General features: G+C 67.3%; 23 protein-coding genes. 5 read left to right on the top strand and 18 right to left on the bottom strand.

Translation table 11 applies throughout. The annotated features are described in order from the left end of the window. Positions 1–89: 89 nt before the first annotated feature. On the top strand, positions 90–485 hold the full coding sequence (locus ACXU4B_RS07455) for an MAPEG family protein (protein WP_131409175.1): 396 nt from the start codon (positions 90–92) through the stop codon (positions 483–485). Between the two features lie 69 nt (positions 486–554). On the opposite strand, the gene ACXU4B_RS07460 is transcribed toward ACXU4B_RS07455, so the two are convergent. Further along, on the bottom strand, positions 555–2111 hold the full coding sequence (locus ACXU4B_RS07460; protein WP_131409177.1) for a TerC family protein: 1557 nt from the start codon (positions 2109–2111) through the stop codon (positions 555–557). Between the two features lie 212 nt (positions 2112–2323). Here ACXU4B_RS07460 and ACXU4B_RS07465 point away from each other — a divergent pair, with 212 nt between their 5' ends. Next, the gene (locus tag ACXU4B_RS07465; RefSeq protein ID WP_131409179.1) at positions 2324–3142 is read left to right on the top strand and encodes a CPBP family intramembrane glutamic endopeptidase; all 819 of its coding nucleotides are present in this window, start codon (positions 2324–2326) and stop codon (positions 3140–3142) included. Positions 3143–3153: 11 nt separating this feature from the next. Here ACXU4B_RS07465 and ACXU4B_RS07470 read toward each other — a convergent pair whose 3' ends face one another. From ACXU4B_RS07470 to ACXU4B_RS07500, 7 genes are all read right to left on the bottom strand, one after another. After that, a complete protein-coding gene (locus tag ACXU4B_RS07470; protein WP_131409181.1) occupies positions 3154–3723 on the bottom strand; it encodes a Maf family protein in 570 nt (189 codons plus the stop codon). A 31-nt stretch (positions 3724–3754) separates the two neighbouring features. Further along, positions 3755–5266 (bottom strand): acetyl-CoA hydrolase/transferase family protein, encoded by a 1512-nt coding sequence (locus ACXU4B_RS07475; RefSeq protein WP_131409183.1) that lies wholly within the window; start codon positions 5264–5266, stop codon positions 3755–3757. A 93-nt stretch (positions 5267–5359) separates the two neighbouring features. Further along, positions 5360–5809, bottom strand: a complete 450-nt coding sequence (locus ACXU4B_RS07480; RefSeq protein WP_131409185.1) for a GNAT family N-acetyltransferase — start codon at positions 5807–5809, stop codon at positions 5360–5362. A gap of 92 nt (positions 5810–5901) precedes the next feature. Continuing rightward, entirely contained in the window at positions 5902–6372 is a 471-nt protein-coding gene (gene rlmH / locus ACXU4B_RS07485; protein ID WP_131409186.1) for a 23S rRNA (pseudouridine(1915)-N(3))-methyltransferase RlmH, read from the bottom strand. Between the two features lie 85 nt (positions 6373–6457). Further along, entirely contained in the window at positions 6458–6850 is a 393-nt protein-coding gene (rsfS, locus tag ACXU4B_RS07490; RefSeq protein ID WP_131409188.1) for a ribosome silencing factor, read from the bottom strand. 75 nt (positions 6851–6925) lie between these two features. Next, on the bottom strand, positions 6926–7993 hold the full coding sequence (locus tag ACXU4B_RS07495; protein WP_131409190.1) for an NAD(P)H-dependent flavin oxidoreductase: 1068 nt from the start codon (positions 7991–7993) through the stop codon (positions 6926–6928). A gap of 91 nt (positions 7994–8084) precedes the next feature. Next, the gene (locus ACXU4B_RS07500; RefSeq protein WP_131409192.1) at positions 8085–8441 is read right to left on the bottom strand and encodes a hypothetical protein; all 357 of its coding nucleotides are present in this window, start codon (positions 8439–8441) and stop codon (positions 8085–8087) included. Between the two features lie 65 nt (positions 8442–8506). Between ACXU4B_RS07500 and ACXU4B_RS07505 the strand changes: the two genes are divergently transcribed. Then, positions 8507–8686, top strand: a complete 180-nt coding sequence (locus tag ACXU4B_RS07505; protein WP_131409194.1) for a hypothetical protein — start codon at positions 8507–8509, stop codon at positions 8684–8686. 318 nt (positions 8687–9004) lie between these two features. Here the strand turns inward: ACXU4B_RS07505 and ACXU4B_RS07510 are convergent, their stop codons facing one another. Both ACXU4B_RS07510 and ACXU4B_RS07515 read right to left on the bottom strand, forming a co-directional pair. Continuing rightward, on the bottom strand, positions 9005–9664 hold the full coding sequence (locus ACXU4B_RS07510; RefSeq protein WP_131409196.1) for an NrsF family protein: 660 nt from the start codon (positions 9662–9664) through the stop codon (positions 9005–9007). Positions 9665–9669: 5 nt separating this feature from the next. Next, a complete protein-coding gene (locus ACXU4B_RS07515; protein ID WP_240734090.1) occupies positions 9670–10194 on the bottom strand; it encodes a sigma-70 family RNA polymerase sigma factor in 525 nt (174 codons plus the stop codon). A 483-nt stretch (positions 10195–10677) separates the two neighbouring features. Here ACXU4B_RS07515 and ACXU4B_RS07520 point away from each other — a divergent pair, with 483 nt between their 5' ends. Then, complete coding sequence (locus ACXU4B_RS07520) at positions 10678–12399, top strand: cytochrome c biogenesis protein DipZ (RefSeq protein ID WP_131409200.1); 1722 nt, start codon at positions 10678–10680, stop codon at positions 12397–12399. A gap of 29 nt (positions 12400–12428) precedes the next feature. After that, complete coding sequence (gene msrB, locus ACXU4B_RS07525) at positions 12429–13049, top strand: peptide-methionine (R)-S-oxide reductase MsrB (protein ID WP_131409202.1); 621 nt, start codon at positions 12429–12431, stop codon at positions 13047–13049. A gap of 15 nt (positions 13050–13064) precedes the next feature. On the opposite strand, the gene nadD is transcribed toward msrB, so the two are convergent. The 8 genes from nadD to ACXU4B_RS07565 form a co-directional block, all read right to left on the bottom strand. Continuing rightward, on the bottom strand, positions 13065–13703 hold the full coding sequence (gene nadD / locus ACXU4B_RS07530; protein ID WP_131409204.1) for a nicotinate-nucleotide adenylyltransferase: 639 nt from the start codon (positions 13701–13703) through the stop codon (positions 13065–13067). Positions 13704–13785: 82 nt separating this feature from the next. Next, a complete protein-coding gene (gene holA, locus ACXU4B_RS07535; RefSeq protein ID WP_131409206.1) occupies positions 13786–14796 on the bottom strand; it encodes a DNA polymerase III subunit delta in 1011 nt (336 codons plus the stop codon). A gap of 6 nt (positions 14797–14802) precedes the next feature. After that, on the bottom strand, positions 14803–15351 hold the full coding sequence (locus ACXU4B_RS07540; protein ID WP_131409208.1) for an LPS-assembly lipoprotein LptE: 549 nt from the start codon (positions 15349–15351) through the stop codon (positions 14803–14805). Positions 15352–15356: 5 nt separating this feature from the next. Continuing rightward, complete coding sequence (leuS, locus tag ACXU4B_RS07545) at positions 15357–18113, bottom strand: leucine--tRNA ligase (RefSeq protein ID WP_131409210.1); 2757 nt, start codon at positions 18111–18113, stop codon at positions 15357–15359. Between the two features lie 129 nt (positions 18114–18242). Then, positions 18243–18857 carry a PqiC family protein gene (locus ACXU4B_RS07550; RefSeq protein WP_131409212.1) on the bottom strand — a complete coding sequence of 205 codons (615 nt, stop codon included), beginning with the start codon at positions 18855–18857 and terminating at the stop codon, positions 18243–18245. Beyond that, complete coding sequence (locus tag ACXU4B_RS07555; protein ID WP_131409214.1) at positions 18854–20542, bottom strand: PqiB family protein; 1689 nt, start codon at positions 20540–20542, stop codon at positions 18854–18856. Before ACXU4B_RS07555 ends, ACXU4B_RS07550 begins: the two co-directional genes overlap by 4 nt. After that, complete coding sequence (locus tag ACXU4B_RS07560; RefSeq protein ID WP_131409216.1) at positions 20535–21158, bottom strand: paraquat-inducible protein A; 624 nt, start codon at positions 21156–21158, stop codon at positions 20535–20537. The genes ACXU4B_RS07555 and ACXU4B_RS07560 overlap by 8 nt, the downstream gene beginning before the upstream one ends. Further along, positions 21155–21796 carry a paraquat-inducible protein A gene (locus ACXU4B_RS07565; RefSeq protein ID WP_131409218.1) on the bottom strand — a complete coding sequence of 214 codons (642 nt, stop codon included), beginning with the start codon at positions 21794–21796 and terminating at the stop codon, positions 21155–21157. The genes ACXU4B_RS07560 and ACXU4B_RS07565 overlap by 4 nt, the downstream gene beginning before the upstream one ends. Between the last annotated feature and the right edge of the window lie 44 nt (positions 21797–21840).

Below are 21840 nucleotides of genomic sequence, written 5' to 3' on the forward strand. Positions count from 1 at the left end.
GGTATCGCCGTGACGATACCGCCTTGCGGCCCCTCCCGCCATCCGCCGCCGCTGGCTACAGTGCACTACCTTTTCCCTGAGCGCCCGCCATGACCCAGCATCTTCCCGCCATCGTCGTCCTGCTCACCATCCTGCTGCAGGTCGGCACCTTGTGGGCTACCGGCCATGCGCGCGGCAAATACGGCATCCAGGCACCGGCCATCAGCGGCCACGAGGGCTTCGAGCGGGCCTGGCGCGTGCAGATGAACACGCTGGAATCGACGGCGATCTTCCTGCCCACGCTGTGGCTGGCCGCGCAATATGGCTACCCGCTGTGGGGTGGAGTGGCCGGGTTGGTGTGGGTGTTCGGCCGCGTGTGGTACGCGGTGGCGTACCTGCAGGATCCGGCCAAGCGCGGCCCGGGTTACATGGTGGCATCGGCAGGCTGGCTGGCCGTGCTGGTGCTGGGCGTGTTCGGGCTGGCACGCGGCCTGCTCACAGGCTGAGGCGAATCCTCGGCCAAGGCCGGGCTCGCTTCCTGGGCGAAGCGAGCCTGCCCGGCGCTGCCGCCGGCCTCACTCGACCCGATGGACCCTGAGCCGCTCGATGCGCGCGCCGTCCATCGCCACCACCTCGAAGTGCAGGCCTTCGCTGGTGAAGCTGTCGCCCACGCTGGGCAAGCGGCCGAGCTGTTGCAGGACGTAGCCGGCCAGCGTCGAGAAGCTGTCGTCGCCGGTGAGCTTGAAACCCGGCAGATGTTCGACCCGACGCAAGTCCAGGCTCGCATCCAGCAGCCAGCTGCCATCGGCCTCCTGGACGGCCGATGGATCGCCACTTCCCTCATCGGGAAATTCACCGGCAATCACTTCCAGAACGTCGGTGGGCGTCACCAGTCCAAGCACGCTGCCGTATTCGTCCACCACCAGCGCCACCTGCAGGGTCGAGCGGCGGAATTCCTCGATCAGCCGCAGCACGCTGAGCGATTCGAGCACGGTCAGCGGTTTGCGCACGACCTGCTCGACATCGATGCTGCCATGCTCGAGCAGGCTCGCCAGCAGGTCGCGCGAAGACGCCACGCCCACCAGCTGGTCCAGGTCGTCCCCCGCCACCGGGAGCCAGGCGTGACTGGAGGTGGCCACTTCCGCGCGCAGTAGCTCGGCGCTCTCGCGCGGATCGATCCAGTTGATCTCGGGGCGCGGCGTCATGATGGAGCGCACCGGACGGTGCGCGAGATCGAGCACGCCCTGCACCATGGCCAGTTCATCCTTGCCGAACACCGCCATGTTGCCGTCGGTCGCCGTCGCCGCGGCGTGCGGCGCATCGGCTTCATCGTCGCCCCCCACGCCGCCAAGCAGGTTGAGCACGGCCGTCGCGGTGCGGTCGCGCAGGGAGCGCGCGCTTCCCAGCAGGCTGCGCTGGCGATTGCGGCGCATGGTCTGGTTGAAGGCCTCGATCAGGATCGAGAAACCGATCGCGGCGTACAAATAGCCCTTCGGAATGTGGAAGCCAAAAGCTTCCGCGACCAGGCTGAAGCCGATCATCAGCAGGAAGGACAAGCACAGGATGACTACGGTCGGGCGCGAATTGACGAAGGTCGTCAGCGGCTTGCTCGCGCTGATCATGAGGATCATCGCCAGCACCACCGCGATCATCATCACCGACAGGTGATCGACCATGCCCACGGCCGTGATCACCGAGTCGAGCGAGAACACCACGTCGAGCGCGACGATCTGCGCCACCACCAGCCAGAAACGCGCAGGCACGCGCTTGGCCGCATCACTGTCGTCGCCGGCTTCCAGCCGTTCGTGCAGTTCGACCGTGGCCTTGAACAGCAGGAAGGCACCACCCAGCAGCAGGATGATGTCGCGCCAGGAGAGTGACACGGCGCCCCACTCGACGATCGGCGCGGTGAGCTTCACCAGCCACGACATCGCCCCCAGCAGCACCAGGCGCATGAGCAGGGCCAGCGATAGGCCGAGCACGCGGGCCTTGTCGCGCCCGCTGGACTGCAGCTTGTCGGCGAGGATCGCGATGAAAACGAGATTGTCGATGCCGAGCACGATCTCCAGCACCACCAGGGTGAGGAGACCGGCCCACGCAGTAGGGTCGGCCAGCCAGTCAAAAGCGAACATGGGTCGGCACCGGGGCGCCGGTTTCCTCCTTGGAACGTCCTGACACTATACAGGGCGCTCTTGTGAACGCCGTGCAGGCCGCGTCGACGCCCGTGCCAAAGGACAGGATTGCGCGTGCGCGGCGGCAAGGGCTAGCGTGTCCATGTCAGGTGGCGAGCGCGTTGCGTCCTGGCCGAAACATCCCGCACGCGTGTACGCAGGACCCGTCCTCGATGGATGCGAACCGATTCAAATACGGCCCCGTTTCACCCGCATCCGCATCGCCGGTTTCCTCGGCGCCAGGCGTCTGGCATGCACTGGGCCTGATCGCGCTGTACTTCGCCCTGCAACTGGCGGTCGGCGGACTGGTGGGCATGGCCGTCGGCGTCGTTTCCATCCTGCAACATCACGACTCCATCACGACGGTGGTGGCGCAAGGCCGGGCATGGCTGGCCCATTCCGATGCGACGGCCATCACGGTGATGGCGACCCTGCTGGTCTCGGCATCACTGATCCTCCGGCTTGCCCGCCGCTGGTGGCCACGCCTGTGGGCGCAGGCTGAGCCGCCCGGTTTGGGCTTCACCCTGGCGTCGCCGATCGGCATGTATTTCGCCGCACTCTTCGTGGGCGTGCTCACGCCCGTCATCGGCGGCATGCTCACGCAATGGCTGGCGCAAGGCCATGATGTCAGCCAGGACATCAAGCAACTGGGCGCCAATACTTCGCTATGGCTGCGGCTGCCGCTCGCGCTGCTGGTGGTGAGCCTCGGCCCGCTGGTGGAAGAGCTGCTGTTCCGCGGCGTGTTGCTTTCGTCCGTGGCGCGCCACGTCGGCAACGGCTGGTCCATCGTGCTGACGGCCGTGCTGTTCGCATGCGTGCATCTGCCGGACCTGTCCTTTCTCTGGTACGCGCTACCCAACCTCACCCTGCTGGGCCTGATGCTCGGCTGGTTGCGCGTGCGCTCCGGATCGATCTGGCCGGCCGTGCTGGCCCACGGCATGAACAACCTGCTGGCCGTGGTGTCCTGGTTCGTGATGACGCCAGGGCACTAGGCTCCCGTCGGTCAGCCGCCGATCAGCGCATGCGCGCGCAACAGGCGCGCCGTCTCGAACACCGGCAACCCCATGACCCCGGAATGGCTGCCGTCGAGATGTTCGACCAGCATGGCGCCGTGCCCCTGGATCGCGTAGGCGCCAGCCTTGCCGAACGGCTCGCCGGTAGCGATGTAGGCAGCAACCACGGCCTCGCCCATCTCGGGCATGCGCACCCGCGAGAGACTGGTATCGCTCCACTCGCCCGCGTGACTGACCAGCCATACGGTGGATATCACCTCGTGCACGCGGCCGGCCAGCCGGCGCAGCATTGCCGCGGCATCGGCGGCGTCGACGGGCTTGCCGAACACTTCATCGTCGAGCACGACCTCGGTGTCGGCGCCAAGCACGAAGGCGCGCGCATCGCCCAGGCTGGCCAGCCCGGCCAGCGCCTTTTCGCGCGCCACGCGGCTGACGTATTCGCGCGGTGATTCCGCCATCGCGCGGTGCTCGGGTACGTCGACGTCCACCAGGCGAAAGCTCACGCCGATCTGCTCGAGCAACTGGCGGCGACGAGGCGACTGCGAGGCGAGATAGAGCATGGCGAACGCGTACCCGGTGGCGTAAGGACGCCTAAGGTCGCATATCCCCCGTCTCGAGGAAACGCTGGTGCCAGGAGAGCGCCTCGTTCAACAGGTGGGGCGTGTGCTTGCCGCGACTGTCGTGCAGGGCGCGATTGAAATAGTCCTGCAGCAGCGGACGGTAGTCCGGATGCGCGCAGCGCTCGATGATGACCTTCGCACGCTGCCGCGGCGACAACCCGCGCAGATCGGCCAGCCCCTGCTCGGTCACCACCACGGCCACGTCGTGCTCGGTGTGGTCCACGTGGCTCACCATCGGCACGATGCACGACACGGCGCCATTTTTCGCCGTGCTCGGCGTAAGGAAGCACGACATGAAGCCATTGCGCGCAAAATCGCCGGAACCGCCGATGCCGTTGATGATGCTGGTGCCGGCCACGTGGGTGGAATTGACGTTGCCGTAGATGTCCGCTTCCACCATGCCGTTCATGGCGATGCAGCCGAGGCGGCGCACCAGTTCCGGATGATTGGAGATCTCCTGCGTGCGCAGGATGATGCGCTTGCGGAAGAAATCGAGGTTGTCGAGGAAACGTTCGATGCCCGCCGGGCTCAGCGAGAACGACGTGGCCGAAGCAACGCTGAGCACGTCGTTGGCCAGCAGGTCGAGCATGCCGTCCTGGATGACTTCGGTGAACGCCGACAGGCCTCTGAATCCGCCGTCGCGCAAGCCGCCCAGCACCGCGTTCGCGATGTTGCCGACGCCCGACTGCAGCGGCAGCAGCTGCGGCGAGAGACGTCCCCTGGCGATTTCGTGGCGGAAGAAATCGATGAGGTGGCCGGCAATCTGGCGCGAGCCTTCGTCGGGCGGCGAGAAGGCGCTGTTGCGGTCCGGTGCATGGGTTTCCACCACGGCGATGACCTTGGCCGGATCGAGCCGCAGGTACGGCTCGCCGATGCGGTCATCCGGTTTCAGCAGCGGAATGGGCTTGCGGTCCGGCGGCAGGGCCGTGCCGTAATAGACATCGTGCATGCCCTCCAGCCCCATCGGCTGCCAGTGGTTGACCTCCACGATCACCTTGTCGGCGAGATCCAGCCAGGTCTTGTTGTTGCCCACCGACGAAGACGGCAACAGCCGGCCATCGGGCATGATCGCCGTCGCCTCGATGACGGCGAGATCGAGCTTGCCGAAGAAGCCGAACCAGGCATATTGCGCGACGTGGCTGAGATGGATGTCCAGGTAATCCATCTCGCCGCGATTGATACGTGCGCGCAGCTCGGGGTCGGATTGATAAGGCAGGCGCAGGTCGATGCCTTCCGCGCGCGCCAGCTCGCCGTCCAGCTCGGGTGCGGTGGAGGCACCCGTGAGTACGCGCACGCGAAACGGCTCACCGCGCTCGTGCGTCGCCACCATGCGGGCCGCCAGCGCCTGCGGCACGGCCTTGGGATAACCCGCGCCGGTGAAGCCGCTCATGCCGATCGTCATGCCGGGATCGATCAGCTCGGCCGCCTCGGCGGCCGTCATGACCTTGCTGGCGAGCCCGGCGTGGCGAATGCGCTGGTCCATGGAGGCTGCTCCTGAGATGCCATCCAGCCATGTTAGCGCCCGGGTACGTCAAACTCTTGGCAAGCCCGACGATGGTCGGATGCAGCCAGCCGCTCAGAACGCGATGCTGTACTCGCGAAATTCCAGCTCGCGCTTCCATCCCAGCGACTCGTACAGGCGTTGTGCCGCCTCGTTGGTGTGGGCCGTGCTCAGCGACATGCCCACGGCGCCCGCCGCACGCGCGTAGTCGGCCGCCTCGCGCAGCAGCGCAACCGCAACGCCGCCCCGGCGTGCCTGCGACGCCACGAAAAGATCGTTGAGCAGGTATTTTCGTGCTGCACGGACGGACGAAAACAACGGATACAGCTGGGTAAAGCCGATGCCATCCCCTTGCCCATCGACTGCCAGCAACACCACCGATTCGTGGTGCTGGAAGCGCTCGGCGAGGAATCGCCTGGCCAGCCCCGGATCCGCCGGCTGGCCGTAGAACTGCCGATAGGCATCGAACAGCGGGGCAACGAGATCAAGGTCGTGGATCGTGGCCTGGCGTACCGCGAAGGACATGCCCAACTCCCCATGCAAGTGGAAGACGCAGGCCGAGTATGCGTGGATTGGCCCGTGCGAATCCAACCGGGTACGCGAGGGCCGCCCTCGGCTTAGGCCCGATGGTAGGGATGCCCGGACAGCAGCGTGGTGGCGCGATACAGCTGCTCGGCCAGTAGCAGGCGCACCAGCATGTGGGGCAAGGTCAGGGCGCCCAGTGACCAGCTCTGGTCGGCGCGCGCGAGCACCTCGGGTGCATGGCCATCGGGACCGCCGATGAGGAAGGCCACGTCGCGGCCGGACATGCGCCACCGGGCCAGCTGCGCGGCCAGTTCTTCGCTGGACCAGGCCTTGCCGCGCCCGTCCAGCGCCACCACGTGGATGTCGCGCGGCAGTGCGGCGAGAATCGCCGCCCCTTCGTCCTGGATCGCGCGCGCGTCGTCGCGCCCCTTGCCGCGCGCACCGGGCTTGAGTTCAACAAGTTCCAGCGGCAGCTCGTGCGAGAGCCGCTTGCGATATTCGGCGAAGCCCTCGGCCACCCAGGCCGGCATGCGTTCACCGACGGCGATCAGGCGCGCGCGCATGCGTCATGGCCGATGCAAGGGAAAACAACGTTCCGCGCCGCGCGCAGGGCGCTGCGCGCGGCGAGTGGCACCCTGGCGCGGACCATCAGCCCACGCTGACGGCTTCGTGTTCGATCTCGCGGTCGCCCACGGTCCACAGCCTTTCCAGGCCGTAGAACTCGCGGATACGCGGCAGCATGACGTGCACGATCACGTCACCCAGATCCACCAGTACCCACTCGGCTTCCTGCTCGCCTTCCACGCCGAGCGGCATCACGCCCGCCTTCTTGGCGAACTTGACGACTTCGTCGGCGATGGATTTCACGTGGCGCGCGGAGGTGCCGGACGCGATGACCAGCAGATCGGCGATGGAGGTCTTGCCGCGGACATCGATTTCACGAACGTCCTTGGCCTTCAGTTCGTCGAGCGCGTCGATGACATGCTTGCGAACGACCGCCGTGGTGGCGGATTTGGTGCTGCGCTGGGAAGTCTGACTCAAGTGCGGTTGCCTCGATGCGGGATCGATACGCGGGATGGCGCGGCGCCAGTATACCGCCCCGGCCTGAAGCGAACGTCAAGCGAGGCTGTCCCGTGCCTGGGCATATTCCTTCAGCAGGGTCTCCACCAGCGCCGCGGCAGGCATGGCCCGGCTCATGCTTGCGGCCTGGCCGCACCACTCGGAGATCAGGTCGCCCCGCCCGGCCGCGGCCGCCGCACGGCGCAGCGGAGCCGTGAGGGCGTTCATCACCGGATAGGCCGGGAACCGCGACTCGTGCGCCCTCATGGCGTCCACGTAACGATTGCGCAGGCCGCGCGCCGGACGTCCGGAGAAGCTGCGGATGGTGGTCACGCGGGTGTCATCGACGGTCGGGAGATCCTGCTTCCAGGCCGCGGCGGCAGAGGATTCGGGGCAGGCCAGGAACGCGGTGCCCAACTGGCTGACCGTGGCGCCAAGCAACTCCGCCGCCAGCATGGCGCGTCCGTCCATGATGCCGCCGCCCGCCAGCAACGGGACCTCGACCGCCCGGGCGGCCAGGGGCAGCAAGGCAAACAGGCCGATCATGCCCTCCTCCGGCTCGTGCAGGAAGGTGCCGCGATGACCACCGGCCTCTGCACCCTGCAGGCTCACCGCATCCACGCCGAGCTCCGCCCAGGCGCGTGCCTCGGCCACCGTGGTGGCGGTCCCAACGACGGTGATGCCCAGTCGCTTCAGTTCACGCAACTGTGCCGGTGTCAGCAGGTTGAAGGTGAAGCTGGCCACGGCCGGGCGCGCTTCGCACAAGGCGGCGAACTGATCCGAGAAACGCGGTGCCCAACGTTCGGGCAGGCTGGTGCGCACCGCCAGCCCTTCGCGCTCCATCAGCGTGTCGAGCGTGGCGCGGGCGAAATCGATCGCGGGCTGGTCTTCGTGGAATTCGTCCGGCAGGACAAAAAGATTGAGCGCGAACGGCTGGTCGGTCAGTTCGCGGATGCGCGCCGCATCGTCGAGCAGCGTCTGCGGCGCGAGGTAGCCGGCGCCATGCGAGCCGAGCCCGCCTGCATTGGAGACGGCGGCCACCAGTGCCGGCGTCGATGCGCCGGACATCGGCGCAAGCACGAGGGGTTGCCTGATGCCGAGCCGGTCAAGAAACAAGGAGGGCATGGTGTCTACTCCGCAACTTGCAGCGACGTATTACACCATGCCCTGGTGACGCCCTCGTTATCGAGGGAGCGTCCGGTCAAGCGGTCCGCGCTCAGCCACCGCTGGTGGGCGGCGTGGTGGTTTCCGCCGGGGCCTTCTTGTGCTGTTTCTTGTGGTGCGTGCTGCTCTTGGTGGCGTCCGTGGCGGAACCCTTGGCGTCACTCTTCATCGAATCCATCGAGTCGCTGCTGGACTTCATGGCATCCGAGCTGGACTTCATCGCGTCCGAGCTGGACTTCATGGCATCCGAGCTGGATTTCATCGCGTTCGAGCTGGACTTCATCGCGTCCTTGCTGGCGTCCTGGGCGGTCTGCGCCGGGGTCGAGCTCTGCGCCATGACGGGCGACATGGCGAGACCGAAGACGACCGAGGTCGCGAGGGCGAGTACGGCGTAACGGGAAACTTTCATGGGTACATATCTCCTGAGGCGGTGAAGTAACCGTGCGGCGGCGCCGCACTTCCATGGAGCTGCCGATGCCTTCCTTCCTGGATGGCGCCGGCGATCCGGAGCTGGCTAAAGCCGGTTCCGGTCACGCCGCATCAGCGATCCTGTGCGATGCGAACAGCCCGTCCCTGGTCCGTAAAACCGATACCCAAGGCGCAACTTCCATCGGCTGCGCACCCCAGGCAGCGCAAGGTTATACCTCCGCATAGCGAAGGAAACGGTCGGGCCAATGGGTCGTTCAGCATCAATATCAACAGGCCGTGGACACGCCGGAGGCTTTGCTGCGCCGCTCACGCCATGGCGCGGACATGCCGGGGTACGGATGGGACAGGCGCGGCCTTGCCAGCCGCGCGACCTGGCGCCGCCGGCAGCCCGGCGTGCAGGCATGTCGTTGGTCAGGGCCAGGTGTTGCATCGCGACATCCCGTTCAGTGAGTCACGCCGTTCGCCTTGCAGGCCGCGCCCGGCTGCGGTCGGCGCAACGGAAGGCGACATGCATCACAGGGCACGTCGCCCCGCCGGCACCGGCTACCTGAGCGCAGGCTGCAGCAGGCGCCCACCCATCAGGGCGTTTGCCAGCACGACGACCAGCACCGCAATCGCATGGGTCAGCAGGTCGGTGGCCGCCACGGCAAAGCCGTGACAGATCTCAAGCAGGGCCGCCGACGACGCCGCGCTGGCGAGGCCGATCATGACGGCGGTCAACACGGGCCTGAGTGGACAAGCCTGCCGCAGCAGCCAGATCAACAGCGCCGACAGCGGTATCGAGAAGCTGATGATGAACATCAGGCAGTCGCCGGCCTGGTGCACGCTGGCCACGGGCGCCCCGGGCAGGATCCAGTCGCGCAGGCAGCCGAGCCCGCTCGCACCCACCCACAGCAGCAGCCCCGGCAACGGCAGCCACGCCCAACGCGCCGAGCGCCCCGGCACGCCCAGCGTGAACGCGACCCAGGCCGCACACACCGCGGTCACGATCGCGCCGATGCCGGCCATGGCGATGTCCGGCTCCATGCTCCAGCGACGGATCATGTGCGCGGCCCCGAAATGCCACAGCAAGCCGGCCGCGATCGCCGCCACCGCCAGCAGCCAGCCGGCGGTGCGCAGCCAGGGCGGCAGCAGCCGCCGCACCGGCGTGAGCTGGTCGCCCAGTGACTCGATCAGTGACTCGGTGAGTCGCGGCTCGGACATGATGCTCAGGGATCTCCGTGAAAGTGGGTACGCAGCGCCTTCAGCGCGCGATGCAGGTTGACCTTCAGCGCTCCGGTCTGTCGGCCGGTATGCGCAGCAGCTTCGGCAAGCGAACGCTCCTGCAGGCCGAGTTGTTCGACCGCTTCGCGCTGCCCCGGTGGCAGGGAAGCGATGGCCTTGCGCAGGCGCCGTGCCTCCTGCTCGCGCTGCGTCGCCGTGGTGGCGTCGTCCGCGTCCGGGTGCGCCTCCAGCGCGTCATCGTCATGCAGCTCGCGACGACCACGCCGGCCGAGGCTGCGCAACGCGTCGACGGCGCGGCGGCTCGCAATGGCACTGAGCCAGGCATCGTAGGAACGGGCCGGGTCATAGGTGTGGCGCACGCGATGCACCGCCAGCAGGGTTTCCTGCACCACGTCGTCGAGCTGATCGAGCACCACGCCCTGCCGGCGCGCCGCCGCGCGAATCAACGGCACCGACTCGGCCAGCACGCGTTCGTAGGCACGTCGATCACCCTCCTGCGCCGCCGCCATCCACGCCGCACGCCGCCGTTCCGGCGAATCGCTGGCGTTGAGGGAGGCGTCAGTCACGGTGGGACAAGTCCTTGCCCAAGCGGGAAGAACGCTATCTAGAACCATCGTGCCAGTGGCGGTCAAGCTGGATGTCATCGGCGCATCGGTATCGAGGTCTCATCTTTTACCTTCGACGCACAGCAGGCGGACGTTACCTCGATGTCCGCACATGGCCCGCGGCGGCCGTCCAGCCCGCATCGTCGACCTCGCCATTCCGTGAAGATTTCGTTTTGTTGCGAAGGCTTGCCATGAGCGTTGCCTGCGCGACCTCGCCACCTGGACGCGGCGGTGCATGCCGTGGGCTCATGAACAACCAGGATGCCGCGAGCTTCAGCAACGGCATGGCTTCACCGCGATCGCCGCTGCCGCGACAACGCGGGCCGAGGTAACCATGCCTGGCACGCTGGCGAATAATGTGTGGAGTTCCCATCGGATGCTGCCCGCATGATCGTGTTGATCCTCGCCTACCTCGGCGGCGTACTGACCATTCTCAGCCCCTGCATCCTGCCGGTGCTGCCGTTCGTGTTTGCACGCGCCGACCGCCCCTTCGCCCGCAACGGCCTGCCGATGCTGCTGGGCATGGCGCTGACGTTTGCCCTCGTGGCGACGCTGGCGGCGCTGGGCGGTGGCTGGGCCATCCGGGCCAATCAGTATGGGCGCATCGTGGCCATGGTCGTGCTGGCCATGCTCGGCCTGACCCTGCTGTCCAGCCATCTGGCCGAGTGGATCAGCCGCCCGTTCGTGGCGCTGGGCAACCGGCTGACGCAACGCGCGGACAGCGACGGGGATTCGGTGTTTTCCGCCGCGGGCCTTGGCGTGGCCACCGGCCTGCTGTGGGCTCCGTGTGCCGGCCCGATCCTCGGCCTCCTGCTGACCGGGGCCGCACTCAATGGCGCCAGCGTGCAGACCACCCTGCTGCTGCTCACTTATGCCGCCGGTGCCGCCACTTCGCTTGGGCTGGCCCTGCTGATCGGCGGGCGCGTATTCGCCGTGATGAAGCGCTCCCTTGGCGCCGGTGAATGGGTGCGTCGCGCGCTGGGCGCGCTGGTGCTGGCGGGCGTCGCGATGATCGCGCTGGGCGTGGATACCGGCCTGCTGACGCGCGTGTCGCTGGCGAGCACGGGTGGGATCGAACAGAAGTTGATCGACGCGGTGAAACCCGCGCCCGCGCCGCAACCCGCCCTGAAGCCAGGTGAGGCGCTGCCGGTCGAAGGCGAGCTGCCGTCGCTGGCAGGCGCGACCCAGTGGCTCAACAGTCCGCCGCTGACGGCGCCGTCGCTGCGCGGCAAGGTGGTGCTGGTCGATTTCTGGACGTACTCGTGCATCAACTGCATCCGCGCACTGCCCTATGTCCACGCCTGGGCCGACAAGTACAAGGACTACGGCCTGGTGGTGATCGGCGTGCATGCGCCGGAGTTCGCCTTCGAGAAGGAACCGCAGAACGTCAGCAAGGCGGTGAAGGATCTGGGCGTCAACTATCCCGTCGCGCTGGATAACGACTACGCGATCTGGAAGGGTTTCAACAACGAATACTGGCCGGCGCATTACTTCGTCGACACGCAGGGCCACATTCGTCACCACCATTTCGGCGAAGGCGAGTACGACCAGAGCGAGGACGTGATCCGCCAGTTGCTGACCGAGGCGGGCCAGAAGAACCTGCCGGGCGGTTACGTGCAACCCGGCGCACAGGGCGCCGAGGCGGCGGGATCGGGCGACGCCACGCGCTCGCCGGAAACCTACGTGGGTTATGCCCGTGCGGAAAACTTCGCCGGCGGCCAGGTGGCGCACGACGATGCATGGACCTACCGCGCACCCGGCACGTTGATGACCAACCAGTGGGCGCTCGACGGACGCTGGACGGTCCGCGATGAAAACGCCCGGCTCGACGGCGCCAACGGCCGCATCGTGTACCGCTTCCGCGGACGCGACCTGCACCTGGTGCTGGGCCCCGGCAGCGACGGCAAGCCCGTGCGTTTCCGCGTGCACATCGATGGCAAGGCGCCAGGCGCCGACCACGGCATGGATATCGATGCGGACGGCAACGGCACGGTGACGGCGCAGCGCCTGTACCAGCTGGTCCGCCAGGCCAGGGGCAGCGACGAACGCACCTTCGAGATCACCTTCCTCGACCCGGGCGTGCAGGCCTACGCCTTCACCTTCGGTTGAGTCGTCCAACACGCCAGATGGAGGTAACCATGTCTCGCACCCAGGACATCGTGATGCTGGAACGCCGTCGTTTCCTCGGCGTGGCCGTCACGGGAGGCGCCATCGCCGCAGTCGGTGGCCTGCTGTGGCCGCTGCTGCCCGGGCGTGGCCCCGCCGCCAGCGCGGCCATGGCCACTGCGCCCGCGACCCAGGGCGATGACGTGCTGCTGGAATGCTTTGCCGACGACGGCCATCACCTCGGGCCCTGCCATGTGCGCAAGCTCGTGCTCAACGATGCGCAATGGCACCAGCGGCTGAGTGACGACGCGTACTACGTGATGAGGCGCGAGGGCACCGAACGCGCTTTCAGCGGGCAGCACGAAAAACCCGCCGTGCCCGGCCTGTATCGTTGCCCGGCCTGCGACACGGCCTTGTTCGACGCCGCCACCCAGTTCGATTCGGGGACCGGCTGGCCCAGCTTCTGGCAACCGATCGCGAAAAAGAACGTGATCGAGCGGCGTGACAGCACTTTCGGTTTGGAACGCACGGCCGTGAGTTGTGCCGGTTGCGACAGCCATCTGGGCCACGTGTTCGATGACGGCCCGCCGCCCACCGGCTTGCGCTACTGCATGAACTCGCTGGCGTTGCGCTTTGTGCCGCACAGGTCCTGAGTGAGGCGACGGCAGCTAGCGGCGGTACGGGGCGAGAACCGCGGGATCGTCGAACAGGCCGCAAGGCAGCAGGTAGCGCGGGTCGCGCCCTTCACCGAGCAGCTCGCGCACGCGCGTGGCGGAAATTTCCAGCGGCGTCACCGCCAGTTCGATCACCCGGCCGGCCGGCAGCGTGTGCAGCGACGTCGCATCATCCACGCGTCGGGCAGCCAGCTCCCGCTCGAGCGCCTCGGGCAGGGTCGCTTCCACCCCGGGCCGGTTAAGCACGCCGACATGCGCGACGTCGAACAGTTCGCGCCAGCGGTGCCACGAGGTCAGCCCCGCAAAGGCATCCGCGCCGATCAGCAGCACCAGCGGCCGGCTGCCTTGCTCGGCGCGCAATTCGGTCAGCGTATCGATGGTGTAGGACGGGCCACCGCGCTCCAGTTCGCGCGTGTCCAGCGACAGGCGCGACTGCTTCTGCAGCGCAGCCCGCAACATCGCCACGCGTTGCGCGGCATTGGCAATGGGCGGCGTCTTGAGCGGTGACACGTTCGCCGGCATCAGGCAAACGTCTGCGTCGAGCAGTTCGGAGGCTTCCCATGCGACGCTCAGGTGGCCCAGGTGCACGGGGTCGAACGTGCCGCCGAAAATCGCCAGCGGACGCGCGCTCATCGCCCACTCCCGATGCGGGGGATGGCCGGGGCAAGCACTCGCCCCTCACCCTGCACGGCAGGGACAACCGGCGTGAACCGGCTCATGACAGTGCCGACGCCGCGCGCGGCTCGGCAATGGCGGCAATCAGGCGCTCCGCCTCCAGCCACGGATTGCCCTGCTCGCGCCCCTTGGCCATGCGGTCGATGCGCGCCGCGCGCGCCAGGCATTGCAGCCAGTGTTCGCGCGGCGCGCGGCGCAGCGCCTTGCGGAACAGCTGTTCGCGCGCGGGCCACAACCGTTCCGCACGCGCCTGCGCGGCGAAGTCGCGCGCATTGGCCAGGCGCAGCGCCAACTGCAATTGATTGACCAGCCAGCCCATCAGCGCGATCAGTTCGTCGCCTTCCGCATGCAGCCCGGCAAGGATGCGCAGCGCGCGACCACCCTCGCCCGCAAACGCGGCGTCGGTGAGCTTGAAGGCGTCGTAGCGGGCACTGTCGGCGACGAGGTCTTCCATCTCCTTCAGATCGATCTTGCCCTGGCCGTGCAGTACGACCAGCTTGTCGATCTCCTGCGCCGCAGCGAGCAGGTTGCCCTCCACGCGTTCGGCCAGCAACGCCGCCGCGTCCGGCGTGGCGGCCAGACCGCGCGAGGTAAGCCGCGCGCCGATCCAGCCGGCCCACTCGTTCGGGCGCGGCGCATTGAACACGACCAGCGCGCCGGCCGCGTCGAGGTTCTTGGTCCATGCCCCCTCGTGCTTGCTGCTCCACTCGGTGGCGGTGATCAGCAAGCTCACGTCGGGCGGCGGGTTGGCGCAGAATTCGTTGATCGCCTTGGCGCCTTCGGTACCGGGGCGACCGGTGGGAAGGCGCAGGTCCAGCAGGCGGCGGCTGGCGAACAGCGACATGCCCGCCGCTGCGCGGGCCAGGTCGTCCCAGTCGAAATGGTTGCCGACGTCGAGCACTTCACGCTCGGCGTAGCCGAGCCGGCGGGCCTGGGCGCGCAGGGCATCGGCGGCCTCCAGCACCAGCAGCTCCTCGCCGGCCAGCAGGTAGACCGGCTGCAGGCTGTCGGCGGCGAGGGACTTCTGCCATTGGGCGGCATTGAACGGCATGACGACTCAGTGCGTGCTGGATGCCGGGGCCGGTGTCGCCGCCCCGGCGGTCTGGGCCGGATGCCGGGTCGCGGCCTGCAGGCGGAACAGGATCGCCTGGATCATGTCGTCGTTGAGGCTGCCGCGGATCGCGTCGACCTGGGCCGTGGTGCCGATCGTATTGGTCGCGTCGTAGCTGAACTCGCGCGACATGTCGATGCGCTGGCGCGGGATCATGATCTGGCCGGTGCCGTCATGCACTTCGAACTGCACCTGGTAGCGCACCGTGTATTCGGTGACGCGCGCCTGGCCGCTGACCGTGAGCGTATCGGTGCTGAAGATCGCCACGGGCACGTTCAGGTCGGCGATGCCGGTGCCTGCCTGGTCTTCCACCGTGACCCCCGAGGCCACCAGCGCACGCGCCAGGCCGCGCTGCAGGTCGTTGTTGCCGGCGACCACCACATGCACGCGCTGCATGGCCGGTGGCAACGCCGCGCTCTGGCGCAGGTGGAATCCGCACGCTGCCAGCATGAGGGTGGACACCAACCACAGCGAAGCTTTGAACACACGGCTCATGGATTTCATCCTGCGACGATGTTGACGATCTTGCCGGGCACCACGATCACTTTACGGACAGTCTGGCCTTCAAGGAAGGCGACCACCTGGGGATGCGCGCGGGCCAGTGCCTCGGCCTCTTCCTTCGAAGCCTGGGCCGCGACCTCGATGGTAGCGCGCAACTTGCCGTTGATCTGAACCGCGAGGGTCAGCGAGTCGCGTACCAGCGCGGCGCCGTCCACCCTCGGCCAGGACTGGTCTTCCAGCACCGATTCCGGGTGGCCCAGCACCTGCCACAGCGCGTGGCTCACATGCGGCACCACCGGATTGAGCAGCAGCACCATCGCTTCCAGCGCCTCGTGGCGCACGGCGCGGCCCTGCTCGCTCTGGTCGTTGAACTTGTTCAGCGCGTTGAGCAGTTCCATCAGCGCGGCGATGGCCGTGTTGAAGGAGTGGCGGCGACCGAGGTCGTCGCTGACCTTCTGGATCGTTTCGTGCACCTGGCGGCGCAACGTCTTCTGGCCGGCGTCCAGTGCGGACGGATCGACCACCGGGTGATCCGGCTGCGAGGCATGCGTGGTCACTTCGCGCCAGAAGCGGCGCAGGAAGCGGGCCATGCCTTCGACGCCGGCCTCGCTCCACTCCAGCGACTGCTCCGGCGGCGCGGCGAACATGGAGAACAGGCGCACGGTGTCGGCGCCGTACTTGTCCACCATCGCCTGCGGGTCGATACCGTTGTTCTTGGACTTGGACATCTTCTCGGTGCCGCCGATCTTCACCGGCTGGCCGTCGAGCTTGTGCACGGCGCCGACCACGCGCGCCTTCTCGTCGCGCTGGATCTCGACGTCGGCCGGGTTGATCCAGTCCTTCGAACCGTCCGCGTTGTCGCGGTAGAACGTCTCGGCGATCACCATGCCCTGGCACAGCAGGTTGGTGGCCGGCTCGTCCGCCTGCACCAGGCCCGCGTCGCGCATGAGCTTGTGATAGAAGCGGAAGTACAGCAGATGCAGGATGGCGTGCTCGATGCCGCCGATGTACTGGTCCACCGGCAGCCAGTAGTTGGCGCGTGCGTCGACCTGATCGTTGGCACCCGGGCTGGTGTAGCGGGCGTAGTACCAGCTCGACTCCATAAAGGTGTCGAAGGTGTCGGTTTCGCGCTCGGCCGGGCCGCCGCACTGCGGGCACGTCGTCTTGCGCCACTCGGGGTCGGCCTTGATCGGCGACTGCACGCCGGAGAACGCAACGTCTTCCGGCAGCACGACCGGCAGCTGGTCTTCCGGCACCGGCACGGCGTCGCAGGTCGCGCAATAGATCACCGGGATCGGGCAGCCCCAGTAGCGCTGGCGGCTCACGCCCCAGTCGCGCAGGCGCCAGTTCACGCGCCGCACGCCCTTGCTTTCGCGCTCGAAGCGCGCCGCCATGGCGTCGAAGGCCTGGTTGTAATCCATGCCGTCGAACTCGCCCGAGTTCACCAGGTAGCCGCGCTCGGTAAACGCGCTGTCTTCCTGGATGCTCTGCTCGAACGATTCGATCAGCTGCACGGCGGCCGAGGCTTCATAGGCGTCCATGTTGCCGCCGCCCAGCGCCGCGCGCATCGGGTCGGCCCCGACACCCCGGGACAGGTCATGCTGGATCTCGGCCACGGCGTCGAGCACGGCGCGGTCGACCACCACCATGCGGATCGGCAGGCCGTACTTCTTGGCAAACTCCCAGTCGCGCTGATCATGGCCCGGCACGGCCATCACGGCACCGGTGCCGTAGCCCATCAGCACGAAGTTGGCCACGAATACCGGGATCTTCTCGCCGGTGAGCGGATGGATGGCTTCGATGCCGGTATCCATGCCGCGCTTTTCCTGCGTCTCCAGCTCGGCTTCGGACACGCCGCCGTGCTTGAGCTCTTCCAGGAAGGCGGCCAGCTTCGGGTTGTCCCGGGCAGCCTTCAGCGCCAGCGGATGCTCGCCGGCGATGGAGACGAAGGTGACGCCCATCAGCGTGTCGGGACGCGTGGTGAAGACGGTGAGCGGCTCGCCCTCGCCCGCCACCTCGAAATGGATTTCCAGGCCCTCGCTGCGACCGATCCAGTTGCGCTGCATGGTCTTCACGGCATCCGGCCAGCCGGGCAGCGTGTCCAGGCCGTCGAGCAGCTCCTGCGCATAGTCGGTGATCTTGAGGAACCACTGCGGGATCTCGCGCTTTTCCACCAGCGCGCCCGAGCGCCAGCCGCGGCCGTCGATGACCTGCTCGTTGGCCAGCACGGTGTGATCCACCGGATCCCAGTTCACCACCGCGTTCTTGCGGTAGGCCATGCCCTTCTTCATCAGCCGGGTGAACATCAGCTGTTCCCAGCGGTAGTACTCAGGGCGGCACGTGGCGAACTCGCGGGTCCAGTCATAGGCAAAGCCCATGCGCTGCAGCTGGCTGCGCATGTGCTCGATGTTCTGGTAGGTCCACTTGGCCGGCGCGGTCTTGTTCTTGATCGCGGCGTTCTCGGCCGGCAGGCCGAACGCATCCCAGCCCATGGGCTGCAGCACGTTCTTGCCCTGCATGCGCTGGTAGCGGCTGATCACGTCGCCGATGGTGTAGTTGCGCACATGGCCCATGTGCAGCGCCCCGGAGGGGTACGGCAGCATGGCAAGGCAGTAGAACTTGGGCCGCGAGGCGTCTTCCCTTACCTCGTAGGCGCGCTGGTCGCGCCAGTATTGCTGCGCGGTGGTTTCCACCGACTGCGGCTGGTAGCCCTGTTCATTGCCCTCGGGGGAACCCTGATCCTGAATGTCCTGCATGTGTCCGGCGCCGTGTGTTTTCTGCTGGCAGCCGCCGGCCTGATCCGATGGCTGCTGGGAACTCGGCAGACTAGCAGAATTGGGCCCTGATCCGCGCCAAAGAGGGGCAAATGCCGGCGAACGCCGGCGTCAGCTGCCGGGACAGGCCGCCGCCTGGCCGGAGGCCATGGCGCCCGCCGCGGCACCGATCTGGCCCGCCAGCCGTGCCACGGCACGCTGGTGGCCTTCCACCAGGCGGTCATAACCGCTGCCCACCGGCTCGCTGATGCGGCTGGTGCAGGCCAGCGGCTCGCCACCCTTGAGCGGGCGCACGCTCCATGCGGCGTCGATGAAGGCGTAGCTGCCCGGCACCGAATCGAACCGGCGGATGTCCAGCTTGATGCGCAGCCCGGCCTTGCCGCTGCCAGGCAGGCCGCTCATGTCCTGGGCGTTGAAGCCATGCACCAGGTCGGCCGCCACGGCGCTGCGCACCTCGTCGCCCAGCGGCGCGACCCAGCGCTCGCCCTGCAACACGGCCATGCCCTGGCCACCCTGCCGGACCACCAGCGGTGGCTGGTCGACCTGGGGCGGCACCGATACCGGCAACAGTTCGAACTGGAAGGCGGGCGAAGCGGGCGCCGCGGGCTGCACGAGATCACCGGCGGGCGGCACCAGCGTGTAGAAGTGCGTCGGGGCGGAACCGCAGGCGCCCAGGGCCAGCGCGCCAATGCACGCGGCCAGGCTCCAATATCGCGCACGAATCATGGCTTGCTCCCTTGTGGCTGCGCGCCGGGTGACGGGGTGGCTGCGGGCGGCGCCTCGGTCGGCCTGGCGTCGGCCCGGCGCCCACGCAACAGCGCGTCCGGGTGGTCACCCAGGTAATCCGTCAACACACGCAGCGAACGCGCGGCGCGCTGCAGTTCCTGCAGGGTCCCGCCGAGGTTCTGCTGCAGCTGCGAATCGGGCGACAACGCATTGTTGGCGCTGCCCAGCGTCTGCTGCGCGCCACGCAAGGTGGTCTTCAACTCGGGCAGGACATCGCCGTTGACGTGCTTGAGCGTGCGATTGAGCTCACCCAGCGACTGGTCCAGGTTCCGGCCGATGCTGTCGAACGGGATCTTCTGCACCTTGCCCACGATATCCGCCACCTGCTCCTGCAGCTTGTCGAAGCTGCCTGGCGCGGTGGGAATCTCCAGCGGCTTGGCGGTACCGTCGAAGGCCACCTTCGGGGCGTTGGGCAGGAAGTCCATGGCGATGTAGAGCTGGCCGGTCAGCAGGTTGCCCGTGCGCGCCTGCGCACGCAGGCCATGATCGACCAGCCGGCCCATCATCTGCGACATCTGCTCGTCGTCGCCGCGCGATTTGGCCAGCGCCACCAGCTTGTCGTGCGCCTTGCCCAGTCGCTGCGGGTAGACCACGGCGCCGACCACGGTGAAGAAGGCCTGGGTCTTCTCGTCGAAGTCGAGGTTGATCGACACCACCCGGCCGAACGACACGCCGAGGAACTCCACCGGCGCATCCACGACCAGGCCACGCATGGACTGGTTGAAGCGCATGCGGATGTAGCGCGGCTCACCGTCCGGCGGGGCCATCGCCGTGGCGCGGTTGTTGAAGAGCGTGTAGGCGGCATTTTCGTCCGCGGGCGTCGCATCATGCGGCCCCGCCGGGTCCTGGAACGCCACGCCGCCGGCCAGCACCGTCGCCAGCGATTGCGTGTTGACCTTCAGGCCATCGGCGCCCAGGGACACATCCACGCCGCTGGCATTCCAGAAGCGCGTCGAGCGGGTCACGAACTGGTCGTTCGGCGCATCGACGAAAATCTGCACGGTCACGCCCTTGCCGTCGGTATCCAGGTGATAGGACGACACGCGCCCGACCTGGATGCGGCGGTAGTAGATCGGTGAGCCGATGTCGAGCGAGCCCAGGTCGTCCGCGTGCAGGTCAAAGGTCCTGCCCAGCGCACTATGGGTGACGGTGGGCGGTGCCTCCAGGCCGATGAAATCGTCCTTGGGCTCCTGCGACTCGCCCACGTCGGCGCCGATGAAGGCACCTGACAGCAACGTATCGATGCCCGATACGCCGCCCAGGCCGATGCGCGGGCGCACTACCCAGAAGCGCGTGTCCGCCGTGGCAAAGCCCTCGGCGCTCTTTTCCAGCGATACCTTGGCCACGATATGGGAGCGATCCTGGCTCAGGCGCACCGTGGTCACGCGACCGATCACCACGTTCTTGTACTTCACCGGGGTCTTGCCCGGCTCCAGGCCCTCGGCGCTCTGAAAGCTGATGGTGATCGCCGGGCCGGCCTGTACCCATGCATGGATGACCAGCGAGAGGCCCACCAGGGCCGCCACGATCGGCACCAGCCACACCAGCGACGCGTTGATGCGCGGGCGCTGCACGACCGGTTCGGGCAGGTCGCCGTTGGTGATCGGCTTGTTTTCGTCAGTCATCGCTTTCCCTGCCATCCCAGATCAATCGTGGATCGAACGTCATCGAGGCCAGCATGGTGATCACCACCGTGAGGCCAAAGAACACCACTCCAGGCAGCGGTTCCACCAGACTGAAGAAGCCAAACTGCACCAGCGCGGTCAACAGCGCCACCACAAAGACATCGAGCATCGACCAGTAGCCGATGAACTCGACCAGCCGATACAGCTTCGACCGCTGCCGCTGGGCCCACTGGCTGCCGCGCTGCGAACTCACCAGCAGCAGCGACAGCGCGAAGAATTTGAGCATGGGCACCACGATGCTGGCCGTGAAGACGATGACCGCCAGGTCCGGCGACCCCTTCACCCAGAGCTCGACCACGCCGCTGAGAATGGTGTTGTCGTCCACCTCGCCCAGGCTCGCCGTGCGCGTGATCGGCAGCACGTTGGCCGGGATATAGCAGAAAAACGCCGCCAGCAATAACGCCCAGGTCCTCGTGTAGCTGGCCGACTTGCGTCGATGCAGGGCCGAGCCACAGCGCGGGCATGCCGCGTCGGGCGTCGCCACGTCGCGGCACACCAGCCCGCAGACGTGGCAACCGATCAGGCCCAGTTCGCCAGCGCGCGGCAATGCGTTCATGCCGGACGCTCCTCGGTGACGTCCCACAGCCTTCGCACGTCGATGCTGGAAAACGCCGTGATGATCACCATCAGCACGCCATAGGCAAAGATGCCTGGGTTGGGGATCACGTCGAAATACATGCGCGCCTTGACGATGGCCACGAAGGTGCCGAGCACGAACACTTCACTCATCGTCCACGGCCCGATGCGGTAGAGCGTCACCATGGCCAGGCGGAATCCCGGTGCGCGCTGGCCCCGGCGGGCGAACAGCAGCACCCAGCCAAGCAGCAACATCTTGCCGATCGGAAAGAAAAACAGGGTGCAGGCGGTGATCACCGCCACCACCTGCGCATGTTCGCGCCACATCATCACGATGCAGCCCCACAGCGTGGCACTGATCATCTGGCCGCTGAGGCCCAGCGTCACGATGGGCCAGATGTTGGCCTGGACAAAGGCGATCATCGCCGTCAGCACCAGCGCCAGCATGCCCCGCACGCCAAGGCTGTGGTGCCGCTCCAGGATGGCATCGCAACGGGCGCACCGCGCCACCTCGCCACACACGAGCGTGCGCCGGTGATACACCGTGTCGCAGTGCTCGCAGATCCACAGCGTGGGTGGCGCGATCCTGGGTTTGATGCCTTGCGCTGGCATGGTCATTGGGGGATTTTCGCAAATATCGATGCAAAGCGCTGATCCGGCCG

The sequence above is a fragment of the Dyella soli genome, assembly GCF_054482295.1.